This window comes from uncultured Endozoicomonas sp. (assembly GCF_947495845.1).
GTDB lineage: Bacteria > Pseudomonadota > Gammaproteobacteria > Pseudomonadales > Endozoicomonadaceae > Endozoicomonas.
On record NZ_CANMAO010000001.1, the window covers coordinates 343377 to 355202 of the forward strand.

The following is an 11826-nucleotide window of genomic DNA, read 5'->3' on the forward strand; positions in this document are numbered from 1 at the left end:
TTAACCGAGTAATTCGTGGGCGTTTTTAACGCAATAAATAGCCCCAGCTACAGCGATAGAGCCAATTGTGCCCATCCATACCTTTTCTGATGAAATGAATAAAGGGCTTTGGTCGTTAGATTCTTTCCTTGCCCACCAGAACAAAGGAAGACCCAGCGCATAAATCACAGCTGCGACCATCATATACGTGAGACCGGCCGCATAAATCAGCCAGGCTGCGTAAATTGACCCGAGAATGCCAGTTTTCATCGCTCGATGAACTTTCTTTTGTGATATTGCATGAAGGCTTTCTGGGTGCCGGGACAGTTTCCACAAATACAATGTGCAAACCAGATAGCAGGGAAGAACCATAACGCCGGTAATGCTCAGCATCAGGTTCCAAGCATTGTCTGCAAAATAGACAATGACCATAAATCCCTGCATTAGTATAGACGACACAAGAAGAGAAAATGAGGGGGTTTCATTTTTATTTTCAGTGGCAAATACCTTGGGAAAGGTACCATCCAGCGCCGCTTCATAAGGCATGGATATAAGCATCACTGTCCAGACCAGCCAGCAACTGAGAACAGAGACCAGCACGCCTGTATTCATCAAAATAGCTCCCCAGTAACCAACTGTTTTTCCAAGAATTACACCGGTTGAGGGTGCTCTCATTATACTGATTTCCTCTTGAGTCAGAACACCTAAAGGGAGTAGTGACAGCAAAGCGTATAAAATCAGACAGGTGATGAATCCGACTAAGGTTGCACTTCGAACATCTCTCTGTGAGCGAGCTCGGATGGCAATAACCGAAGCGCCTTCCACGCCAATGAAAACCCATAAAGTCATCATCATTGTGCTTTTTATCTGCTCAAATACACTGCCAAGGTGTTTGTCCTGAACGTCGGGAATGTTGGCTTGCACCCAGAAGTTTCTGGTAAAGAGTGAAGAGTCGAACAGGTAAAGCATGATGAGAATAAAAATAAACAAAGGTACAAGTTTGCCTATAACCGCAATGTTGTTTAGAAGTGCAGATTCTTTAATACCGGCTAGAACGACAAAGTGCATACACCAAATGACAATGGAGCCTCCTATAACGGCATAAACAGTGTTTCCACCCTTTAAGTAGGGTGGAAAGAAATAATTCAGCGCCCCCATCATTAGAACGGCAAAGCCAATATTCGAGCAGATATTGCAAAGCCAGTAGCCCCATGCCATCAAAAAGCCGGTTAAACGGCCAAAGCCTATATCACCATAGCCATAGATTCCGTCTGTCATTTCAGGTTGAATGTCAGCTAATGTACAAAAGGTATTGGCAATAAACCACATACCGGCGCCGGTGATGACCCAGGCAATGAGAATAGCTCCAGCAGAAGCCTCCTGAGCCATGTTTTGCGGCAGGTTGTAAACTCCTCCGCCAATCATGGCACTGATCACGGCGGCAGAAAGTGATAAAACTCCAACTTTATTGTTAATGCTCAACGAACCAGTCCCCAAAACAAAACGACAGCTTTATTGGATTTACCCTGTTAATTTAGCAGTCCTTATTTGGAGGTAGTTGTATTTTATGGAGAGTTTAGGTCGCTTAACATGTGGATAAAAATCTGTTAAGCAAGTGGAGGGAATGGGCTAGAAGTCAATCAATGTAAGTGCAATCGCTTATTTATCTTTCTTATATGGATTTTCAGATAAATAATATATAGCTTTCCTTATATTTGATTTTGGTATAGACCCACACTGATTGTTTGATAATTGTACAGTCAGCATGGATCTATTTATCGTTTACTTTCCAACTAATTGGCTATCCGACAATATAGTGCTTATGCAGCAAAGTTCTCGGTAACAAATTCCCAGTTAGCCAAAGCCCAGAAAGCTTTCAGGTAATCAGGACGCACATTGCGGTAGTCAATGTAGTAAGCGTGTTCCCACAGGTCGCAGGTCAGCAGAGGCTTTTGTTCGCCAGTCAGCGGAGTTGCCGCATTGCTGGTGTTGACGATTTCCAGAGAACCGTCTGGATTTTTTACCAGCCAGGTCCAGGAAGAGCCGAAGTTGTTCACGGCCTTGTCGGAGAATTGGGCAACGAACTCATCAAAAGAACCGAATGCTTTGTCGATAGCCGCCGCCAGTTCACCACTTGGCTTGCCGCCACCATTTGGACTCAGGCAGTGCCAGTAGAAAGTGTGGTTCCATATCTGGGCCGCGTTGTTGAAGATGCCGCCTTCTGAGGTTTTAACAATCTCTTCCAGAGATTTGTTGGCCAGCTCAGTACCTTCTACCAAACCATTCAGCTTTACAACGTAGGTGTTGTGATGCTTGCCGTAATGGAACTCCAAAGTTTCTTTGGAGATGTGTGGCTCGAGGGCGTCGAGGGCATAAGGAAGTTCGGGAAGTTGAAACGCCATGTTTAGCTCCGCTTCTTTTCTGATCTTATATCAGATGGAATAATTGTGGGTTTTGAAGACCTGATTTTCGCAAAGCGATATTAGCATTAGGGCTATTACTAATCCAACTGGTATGTATCTTGCGGTTCGTATCAAAAAAATCAAAGTTCATATTGTGCAAACGTGCATTTTGGCTTGGGAGTGCTAACGCTTTCTTCTACAATGAACCTTCTTTTTTGCGCTATGAGTCAGAAGACAAACAGACAAGCGCCGTATTTGTGATGGAATTCAGTGATTATGCGAGAGGACAATAAGACACAGCAGCCCGAGCAGGGTTTTTCTCTGTCGGCGGATGAGCGCCCTTCCCGACAACGGGCTTCTGCGGGAGCACCTCGCAATATTGGTCATGGTGTGCCGGTCAAATCCGGTGGTGGCGGCTATTGGGTGAGTACCATTCTGTTTTTATTGCTGGTGGCTGTTGCCGGTGGTGGTTACTGGCAGTTCTCTCAGTTGCAGAAAACGCTGGCGGATACCCGGCAGCAATTACAGGAAACCCGGGAATCACTTGGGCAAGTGACCGGCGAGGTTTCGAAAACTGGAGAGAATATCAGCCAGAGCGATTCGGTGTTTCGATCAGAGTTGAAGGTGCTGAATTCTGAAATCCGTAAATTATGGGATGTGACCAATAAGCGGAATCGCCAGTGGATTACCGAGAATAAAGAGAAGATTGCCCAGACCGCGAAAAAGGCCGATCAGGCTGTGAGTCAGATGGATGGCGTGAAAAAGAGTTATGCGCAGCAAGATAAGCGTTTGGTGGAAGTTAACCAGATGATCAAGGCTGTTACCACTGAGCAGCTGGTAGCCAATTCGGATATGACGGCTTACGTAGACGCTCTGAAGGGCGAGATTGCTGCTCTCAAAAAGACAATTAATAGTCAGAAGACCGTTGAGCAGCAGGTTGTAGCATCCGCTGAAACTCAGGAAGAATTGAGCAAGAAACTGAGTTCTTTTCAAAGTCAGGTTTCTGTTCGTCTCCAGCAGCTGGAAAATTCCATCAGAGCCATCGGTGATGATGAAACGGGTTTGATTATTAAGTAATTCTTTCATTCTTCAGAGGGGCTCATTTAATTAGCCCCTTTAAACATTATTATTTTCCCTTCATTGACTTCTTTCTATTGCCAGATCTTGGGATCTGGTCTTTTCTTATTCAGTTTTATGTGATTTGACCGGTTTTCGCCAAGTATTCTTGCGCCAGAATGCACGTCTATTAATGTCCATATTAAGCGTCAGAATCATGAAATTCTCTGGTTCAGAAGGTGTATTTAAAGTGCCGTATCCGTTGCTGCCTGGTGTGCATTCTGTGTCGTGAATATCTTTTAACTGATTGAAATATAGGATTTATGTGATGGTTTTTTCAAGGCTGAAGTAGGTGGAAGTAATGATGTTTGGCTGTCAAATCAAAGTTGGGTTAAGCAAGTTGATTCATTTCCCTATGGCCATTAGCTCTAATGATTGTCCTTTTATCAGGGAGGTTGCGGTTGGCATGGAAAGGGGTATTTCCATCTTCTGTAATTATGAGGCAGGTGTATCTTTTTCAGAGATTCTATTGATTGTGAATTTCCGGGAAGGGCAGTAGTTTTTGTACATTAAGGTATAAAGTATGTCTTTGAGAAGTAGTGGCAAGGAAGGCCGCTCAATTCAACGCCACCAGTTGCAGGAATACCTCAAGGTTTATAACCGCAATACCATGCGGGTTATGGGCAGTATTGGTAACATCAGTTGCAATGGTCTTATGTTGATCAGCTCGGTGCCGGTGTTGATTGGTGCTGTGTATAACATGCGGGTTATTATGCCCGGTGATGGCGATCTCAAATATCTGGACTTTGATGCCCGTTGTCACTGGTGTAAGCCTGATGTGGGGCCGGAGTATTTTGACTCGGGCTACAGCATTGTGAATGCTGGCCACGATATCTTCGATTTGGTGGACTCCTTGAAAGACTATTTCACGTTCACCGAAGACGGTTAATCAGGCCATTTCATGGTTGGAAGAGACTGGATTTGGCGTACTTAATAGTCTTCAAGTATTATCACCTTCCGCTCTATCCTGCTGATTCTGGAAACGATGCCTGCCGATTACGATGTGCCCGCCGAGACTGTGGTTTTTGAAACCGACGTCAAAAAAAGCCGTTTTATCACCTGGATAGCCCATGCGCCTTCCAAGGCTGATGCTCAAGTATTTATCCAATCTATCCGGCAGAAATACCCAGACGCGACCCACCACTGCACAGCTTATATTGCTGGTCCGCCCAATGGCGGCGCGGCCATTGCCTGTGATGATGACGGAGAGCCTTCTGGCACTGCGGGTAAGCCCATGTTGAACGTGCTGCTTCATAAAGGAATTGGAGAGATTGTGGTTGTAGTAGTTCGTTACTTCGGAGGTGTCCGACTCGGGGCAGGTGGTCTGGTTAGAGCGTATAGTTCTGCTGTTCAGATGGCCTGTGAGCAATTGCCTCTAACAAGGAGGGTGCATCTTCAGGAAGGCGAGATTACCTGTGACTACTCACAAGAACAGGCGACTCGGTATATCCTGAATCAGTATCAGGCTCAATTAATGGGTTGTCAGTATTCTGATAGAGTCAAGCTAATGGTGGCTATGCCTGGAGAGATCTGTAACGATTTGACTCGCCGGTTGTTAGAAGTAACCCGAGGTCAGGCTGAGGTGGTTTGGCAGGATTTATGAGATCAATTAATTCGAACTAACGTAAGATTTAATGGTCAGAACATTTAGTATATTAATAACGTTAGTATTATTTGGTTCGGTGGCCGGTATGACAATTCTTACAACCTCATACTCGCCTGGGGTAGGTAACTTCGGCGACAGTTTTTCAGCTAAAAAAGATGAACAGGATTCAGGGTTGAGGAAGGCCTCCAGTTGTCCAAACCTTTACGGTAGCTCAGTTGAGGCAAAAATACTCAATGGACGCAAAGTTCAGCCAAAGGTTGTTGTTAACAACCTACATGACGTCGAGGGCGACTTTGTTGTGATTGACGGCGAGGATGTGATTGTCGCAGAGGTTGAACAGTCTCTCTCGAATGTATGGCACTTTCTTCAGGGGTCGGATTACCCTCATGGCTTAGTATTTAAAAAGAGTGTTCAGCAGCATGCGCAAGATATTGTTAATGGATATTTGATAAAAGGTAGTGTTGAAGGTATTCGGCTTTTCTTTCAACAGGATCAAGAAAAAATTTCAATATTAATAAAACAACTCAAAGTGTTTGGGTTTGATGAGGCGTCAGAAGCATTAAAGAGTATTGAGCAAAAGGTATGGGGCTTAATGTTTCGCATAAACCTACTAAACAACTACGAAAACGTGAATCGGTATTCTAAGGGTGACACCGTTTTGAAAAATCTTGGCGAAATTGCTTTTAAGTCTTATAAAGAAATGAAACTCCTTGATAATCATATTGTTGCACAGTTTGATCAGGATGTTACTCGTTCTATGAACTTTTTTGCCCATAGCAGCAAGCCCTTTGTTAAATTCCATGTCTGTTGTCAAAATGGCAATTATGTCTATACCGAGGCTGAACTCCCTGAGAATCAAGGTATATCGTTTCATACGGAATCTGCAACCGGGAAGAGTGCAGGGAATTTGAGTAAAGGTGATGAACTGGAATCTGCAAGAACTGCCTTCTCAAAAGTAGTGCAGCAGAGAATCATCGATTTTGCTGAAACTGATAGTATGACGTCGGTTATTTCAGACTTGTTGACGCAGACAAGTGGTAATAGTCTCTGGTTTTTCCTGGCGCTGTTGCGTCAAAGTGAAGATGAGCGGGAGGATGTACTCTCTGCCGTAGATCGTCAATATGAAACGCATTTTTTTAGGAATGACGACGGTAGTGTAACTGTCAATACGAGCCTTATTGCTCCCCGGTTTACCCGGGCAATAGAGGGCGATAAATTTGAGTTTCAACAATCAATAGCGATCCATGCCCAGGTAACTTTGAATCCGGAGAAGTTAGATAGTCTTCAATTTGATGAGCTTGAATTGAAAATTGGCGCTCCTGAGTCGATCCAGTATGTGGAAGAAGTTGTAGTTGTCGGTTGAATTTGTTCATAAGGTGTAAGTCTGATGTATAGTAAATAGCATTGTCAGGCAATGCTTGTAACTCATATTTGAACAGGTCATCGGATGCTCAAAAGCTTTTACTTTCACGATTATGAAACCTTCGGGGCCAACCCTTCTCTGGATTGGCCGGCACAGTTTGCCGGTATTCGAACGGATGCTGAGTTGAATGAAATTGGTGAGCCGCTCAATATTTTCTGTCGACTGCCAGAAGATCACCTTCCAAACCCTGAAGCTTGTTTAATTACCGGGTTAACACCTCAGGCTGTTAATGCCCAGGGAATAGTTGAGCCTGAGTTTATTCAGAGAATTCATCGTGAGTTGATGGAGCCGGGAACTTGCGCTCTTGGCTACAACACGCTGCGTTTTGATGATGAAGTCACCCGCAATATTCTGTATCGCAATTTTTATGACCCATACGCCCGGGAATGGCAAAACGGCAACAGTCGGTGGGATCTGGTTGATCTGGTTCGGATGGTTGCTGCACTGAGGCCTGAAGGTATTCAGTGGCCGAAACGAGAAGATGGCTTCACCAGCTTTAAGCTAGAGCACCTGACAAAAGCAAACGGGCTGGATCATGGCTCAGCTCATGATGCGCTTTCGGACGTAAGAGCGACCATCGCCCTTGCGCGGCTTATACGACAAAAACAACCTAAGGTGTACCAGTTTTATCTGGCTAATCGGGGTAAGCGCGAAGTGGCTGGACTGCTGAACACTGCTCAACGGAATATGGTCGTCCATGTTTCAGGCATGTTTGGTGCGCAGCGGAATAATCTGGCCATTGTCATGCCGCTGGTTGATCATCCGTTGAATCGTAATGGAGTTGTCGTTTATGACTTGTCCATTGACCCGGAGCCGTTGTTAAATTTATCCGCTGACGATATTCGCAGCAGGCTTTACACGCCAACGGATCAGCTACCGGGAGGTGAGCAACGCATTCCACTGAAAACTATTCATTTGAATAAGTGCCCAGTGGTCGCACCTTTGAAAGTATTAAAGCCTGAAGATCAGGATCGCCTCGAAATTGATCTGGCAACCTGCGAACGCAACCGGCAACGATTGATAGATGATCCGGGTTTATCGGCGAAACTTCGGGACGTGGTTTCCCAACGACCAGAAGGAGGGCAGACAGATCCTGATCAAATGATTTACTCCGGTGGTTTCTTCTCACCGGCGGATCGTGATGAGATGAATCGAATTCATGGAGTGAAACCCGAGGCGTTGTCTGATCTTGGATTGTACTTTCAGGATAAGCGTCTGGAAGAAATGCTATTTCGCTATCGAGGTCGTCATTTTTCTGAGACGTTAGATGAGGATGAACGAGTTCGATGGAACCAGTATTGTCGTGAGCGTTTATCCGGCCAGCTGCACCAGAGTAATGAGTCGGTACTCACCTATGAGCGATTCTGGCAGATTTGGGAAGAAAAGAGCCAGTCTGAGGACGTGCAACAATCAACCAGTAAAATCGAGTTACTAAAGCACCTTGCTGAATACGTGAAAGGTCTTCAGCCCTGAACCAGGCTACGCGGTATTATACCTGAGCCCGTTGCTTGATGACGCGGTTTAGTTGCTCTGACAATCGACCATAGATGGTTGGCTTCTCGATATAATCAATAGCACCTGCTTTTATTGCAGCAACGGCGCTGTGTACATCGTTGTGATCCCCAAGAATAATGACGGGGATCTGTTGCTGCTCAATCGCAAGATTTTCCATAAGGTCCAGTGCCTGTCCAGAGGGCTGGTCATTAGCCGCAATAATGCAGCATGGCTGGGTAGCCTTGATGGCAGACATCAGCTCAACATGGCTGTTAAAGCAGGTCAGTGAAAGCGCGTTTTCTATACACAGATGACGAATCGTATCTGTGACAATAGAATCTTGTTCCAGAAGGTAAACTGAGCATGTCGGGGCGAGATTCATATTGGCAGCCTTGCAAAAAATTTTCTGTATGGTTGCTGAGTGGCTCTTCAATTGAGAGCTTGGTTAAATGTCGACCGCTCTTTGCTTAAGGAAAGATAATTCACAGTCTCTGCGCACCATTTATGTTATTCATAATGGATGATGTTCAGTTTAGGTTTAGTGGGCTAAATGCTGAATGGAGGGATGTACTTGACGTGATACGGGGATTACCTAACCATTTGAATGAGTATTCGTTTTATTTTCACAAGGTAGGTTTAACCCATTTCTGGGGTATCTAATCACCGTTCAAACTGGCAATAATTCTGATGATTGTCCATGAATATCGTGTTGATATCCGGTGATAGCTTAAGTAGCCATCAGCACGTTTAAAGAAATGCTGATAGCTGGTACTAAGAAACTGTGCACAATCTTTCTGCGAGCTGCAAACGACGATAAAACGCCCCTGTTTTTCAGTTTTCTTCGTTACATGGCGCCACTATGCGCCTCAAAAAACTGAAGGACAGGAACATTTTCTCCTCGTTTTCGCTATTCGCAAAAGATCATGAACAGCTTCTAAGAAGACGATAGCCTAAATTTTGAAGTTAAACTCACCATCAAGATGTTCTTTAACCTGCATCACTTGTCGAACAAGGTGAGCCAGTGATTTGGTGCCCATCTTTTCCATCACCCGGGAGCGGTGGATTTCAACGGTTCTCTGGCTCAGGTTGATGTCGGCAGCAATCACCTTGTTGGCTTTGCCTTCAACCACGTGGTGCAGTACTTCACGCTCACGGTCAGTAAGTGTGGATAGACGACGAAGAATCTCTTTGTGCTCCAGAAGTTCGCGGCGCTGTTGAGTGTCCAGCTTCAGGGCATCGTTAATCAGATCCAGAAGCTCCTGATCGCGGAACGGCTTCTGAATAAAGTTCATTGCACCATCTTTAATGGCCTGTACCGCCATTGGCACATCACCGTGGCCAGTAATGAAAATAATCGGCAGAATGCAGTGCATTTCATTCAGTTTGCTCTGCAGCTCAAGGCCACTCATGCCAGGCATTCTGATGTCCAGAACGATGCAACCCGGGCGGTTTTCGTCATAAACTTCCAGAAACTCTGCTGGAGCAGAAAAGGTTTCCACTGCCTGACCAACCGACTTCATTAACATTTTCAGTGAGTCACGGACGGCCTCATCATCATCAATAATAAATACGGTAGGTTCTTGCTTCATATCCTGTTGCTGCATAGTGACTCCACATGTATTCGTTATGCAATCAAGCCGAAAAGGGTTTAATGGAAACCGGTAAAGAGTCCGGTAAAGAGTGCATCCAAATGCACTAGCTAACTGAACAGGTACCGTAAGAAGCAGTTCACAATCTTTCTGCGAGCTGCAAACGATGATAAAACACCCCTGTTCTTCAGTTTTCTTCGTTGCGTAGCGCCGCTATGCGCCTCAAAAAACTGAAGAACAGGAACATTTTCTCCTCGTTTTCGCTATTCGCAAAAGATCATGAACAGCTTCTAAGGCACGGCAGAACGTTGTTAATAAATTCAGAACCGTGACATCTATCAACTGCCTTTACCTGACCGTCCTTCGCCTGACCGTCGTCAGAAACAATTTTAGCAGAGTATGGCGTGATGTTTTGTCAGCACAATAGAAAATTAGAGCGCCAGTAAGACTTGCTTAAGGAAAAATGCCCAAAATGCAGCAGAGCTCATTACATGACTTTAGTCGTTTACCTATTTTTTTGTGTTCTGTTTCGGTTTCCAATGGGGCTGATACGCTTTTGCTATTCAGTCTGCAGGCTAAACCGTGATGCATAGGTGAAGACTGATATAATCGATGAATGATAGGGGAATTTATCGAAGTTGTTATTGTGGATTACCGAGGGTTACCGCGATTGTACGACGGTGGGAGTAATAGAATGGTGAAAAAACGGCCGCACCTGGAACCAGATGCGGCCTTTTTCGTTATCAAAGGCACTCGTAGAGGATGCTTTTGATGAACCTAAATCGCTCAGTGCTTGATGGAAGCACTCAGGTTCAGAGGTGCAATCATGTTTTCTGGCTTGAGGATTTCAGCCAGCTGCTCTTCGGTCAGCAAACCTTCTTCCAGAACCAGATCAACCACACGACGACCACTCTTCAGGGCTGTCTTGGCGATACGGCTTGAGTTTTCGTATCCCAGGTATGGGTTCAGAGCAGTCACCAGGCCAACACTGTTGTCTACGTAGCTCTGGCACACTTCACGGTTAGCGGTGATGCCTTTGACGCAACGTTCGGTCAGCATGTTCATGCCAGCAGACAGCTGCTGGATGGATTCCAGAATCTTGTAAACCAGCACTGGCTCTGCGTAGTTCAGCTGCAGCTGAGCGGCTTCAGACGCCAGAGTCACCACCAGGTCATTACCAATGACGTGGAAGGCGATCTGGTTCATGCACTCAGGGATAACCGGGTTTACCTTGCCTGGCATGATAGAAGAACCTGGCTGCATTTCTGGCAGGTTGATCTCGTTAAAGCCACACATCGGACCACTGGACAGCAGACGCAGATCGTTACTGATCTTGGACAGCTTAACCGCCAGACGCTTCAGTGCACCGGAGAAGATAACGAAAGCGCCCATGTCGGAAGTTGCTTCGACCAGGTCGCCTGCCAGAATCATTTCCTGACCGGAGATTTCAGACAGATATTTAACCGCCAGCGGTGCATAACGGCTGTCGGCAGTGATACCAGTACCGATGGCAGTACCACCCAGGTTAATTTCACGCAGCAGAGAAGCCATTTCGCCGATACGCTGGACATCTTCACCAATAGTGGTGCTAAATGCGCGGAATTCCTGACCCAGAGTCATAGGAACTGCGTCCTGCAGCTGGGTACGACCCATTTTCAGGATATCTTTGAACTCTTCAGCTTTGATATCCATGGCATTTTTCAGGGTTTTGATAGCAACCAGCAGAGACTTGTGCTTCAGAACCATGGCCAGACGCATAGCCGTCGGGTACACGTCGTTCGTGGACTGAGCCATGTTGACGTGAGTGTTCGGGTGCAGATACTGGTATTCACCACGACGATGACCCATCAGCTCCAGTGCACGGTTACAGATCACTTCGTTGGCGTTCATGTTGGTGGACGTACCAGCGCCACCCTGAATCATGTCCACAACGAACTGATCGTGCAGACGACCTTCGATGATTTCGTCACAGGCGTCGGAAATGGCATCGGCCATTTTCTCGTCCAGCATGCCCAGATCACGGTTAGCCAGTGCACAGGCTTTCTTTACCATGGCCAGAGCTTTTGGCAGATTGCCGTAATGGTTCAGCTGAACGCCACTGATCTGGAAGTTTTCCACAGCACGCTGGGTTTGAATACCGTAGTAAACGCTCTCAGGAACCGGAGCTTCGCCCAGAAGGTCGTGTTCAATTCGAAATTGGTTAAGATCTGTCATTTC

General features: G+C 45.8%; 10 protein-coding genes. 5 read left to right on the forward strand and 5 right to left on the reverse strand.

Annotated elements, in window-relative coordinates:
* Entirely contained in the window at positions 1 to 1461 is a 1461-nt protein-coding gene (locus tag Q1B11_RS01475) for a basic amino acid/polyamine antiporter (RefSeq protein WP_299726252.1), read from the reverse strand.
* A gap of 338 nt (positions 1462 to 1799) precedes the next feature.
* Positions 1800 to 2381: a superoxide dismutase [Fe] gene (gene sodB, locus Q1B11_RS01480; RefSeq protein ID WP_299726255.1), complete on the reverse strand. Its 582-nt coding sequence runs from the start codon at positions 2379 to 2381 to the stop codon at positions 1800 to 1802.
* Between the two features lie 276 nt (positions 2382 to 2657).
* Between sodB and Q1B11_RS01485 the strand changes: the two genes are divergently transcribed.
* The 5 genes from Q1B11_RS01485 to sbcB all read left to right on the forward strand — a co-directional run bounded on the left by Q1B11_RS01485 (position 2658) and on the right by sbcB (position 7999).
* Positions 2658 to 3458 (forward strand): hypothetical protein, encoded by an 801-nt coding sequence (locus Q1B11_RS01485; protein ID WP_299726258.1) that lies wholly within the window; start codon positions 2658 to 2660, stop codon positions 3456 to 3458.
* A 562-nt stretch (positions 3459 to 4020) separates the two neighbouring features.
* Positions 4021 to 4386, forward strand: a complete 366-nt coding sequence (locus Q1B11_RS01490) for a PilZ domain-containing protein (RefSeq protein ID WP_067514391.1) — start codon at positions 4021 to 4023, stop codon at positions 4384 to 4386.
* Between the two features lie 96 nt (positions 4387 to 4482).
* On the forward strand, positions 4483 to 5100 hold the full coding sequence (locus tag Q1B11_RS01495; RefSeq protein WP_299726264.1) for a YigZ family protein: 618 nt from the start codon (positions 4483 to 4485) through the stop codon (positions 5098 to 5100).
* 88 nt (positions 5101 to 5188) lie between these two features.
* Entirely contained in the window at positions 5189 to 6466 is a 1278-nt protein-coding gene (locus Q1B11_RS01500; RefSeq protein WP_299726267.1) for a hypothetical protein, read from the forward strand.
* 84 nt (positions 6467 to 6550) lie between these two features.
* Positions 6551 to 7999, forward strand: a complete 1449-nt coding sequence (gene sbcB / locus Q1B11_RS01505; RefSeq protein WP_299726270.1) for an exodeoxyribonuclease I — start codon at positions 6551 to 6553, stop codon at positions 7997 to 7999.
* Between the two features lie 16 nt (positions 8000 to 8015).
* On the opposite strand, the gene Q1B11_RS01510 is transcribed toward sbcB, so the two are convergent.
* From Q1B11_RS01510 to aspA, 3 genes are all read right to left on the reverse strand, one after another.
* Positions 8016 to 8402 carry a response regulator gene (locus tag Q1B11_RS01510; RefSeq protein ID WP_299726273.1) on the reverse strand — a complete coding sequence of 129 codons (387 nt, stop codon included), beginning with the start codon at positions 8400 to 8402 and terminating at the stop codon, positions 8016 to 8018.
* A gap of 568 nt (positions 8403 to 8970) precedes the next feature.
* Positions 8971 to 9624, reverse strand: coding sequence for a response regulator transcription factor (locus Q1B11_RS01515; RefSeq protein WP_299726276.1), 654 nt, complete (start codon positions 9622 to 9624; stop codon positions 8971 to 8973).
* Between the two features lie 771 nt (positions 9625 to 10395).
* A complete protein-coding gene (aspA, locus tag Q1B11_RS01520) occupies positions 10396 to 11823 on the reverse strand; it encodes an aspartate ammonia-lyase (protein ID WP_299726279.1) in 1428 nt (475 codons plus the stop codon).
* Positions 11824 to 11826 lie beyond the last annotated feature (3 nt).

What these genes read in the sequence shown, in the direction of transcription:
- sbcB (WP_299726270.1), top strand. Translation starts at nt 6,551, where the DNA reads ATGCTCAAAAGCTTTTACTTTCACGATTATGAAACCTTCGGGGCCAAC.
- aspA (WP_299726279.1), bottom strand. Translation starts at nt 11,823, where the DNA reads ATGACAGATCTTAACCAATTTCGAATTGAACACGACCTTCTGGGCGAA.
- Q1B11_RS01495 (WP_299726264.1), top strand. Translation starts at nt 4,483, where the DNA reads ATGCCTGCCGATTACGATGTGCCCGCCGAGACTGTGGTTTTTGAAACC.
- Q1B11_RS01490 (WP_067514391.1), top strand. Translation starts at nt 4,021, where the DNA reads ATGTCTTTGAGAAGTAGTGGCAAGGAAGGCCGCTCAATTCAACGCCAC.
- Q1B11_RS01515 (WP_299726276.1), bottom strand. Translation starts at nt 9,624, where the DNA reads ATGCAGCAACAGGATATGAAGCAAGAACCTACCGTATTTATTATTGAT.
- Q1B11_RS01510 (WP_299726273.1), bottom strand. Translation starts at nt 8,402, where the DNA reads ATGAATCTCGCCCCGACATGCTCAGTTTACCTTCTGGAACAAGATTCT.
- Q1B11_RS01500 (WP_299726267.1), top strand. Translation starts at nt 5,189, where the DNA reads ATGACAATTCTTACAACCTCATACTCGCCTGGGGTAGGTAACTTCGGC.
- Q1B11_RS01485 (WP_299726258.1), top strand. Translation starts at nt 2,658, where the DNA reads ATGCGAGAGGACAATAAGACACAGCAGCCCGAGCAGGGTTTTTCTCTG.
- sodB (WP_299726255.1), bottom strand. Translation starts at nt 2,381, where the DNA reads ATGGCGTTTCAACTTCCCGAACTTCCTTATGCCCTCGACGCCCTCGAG.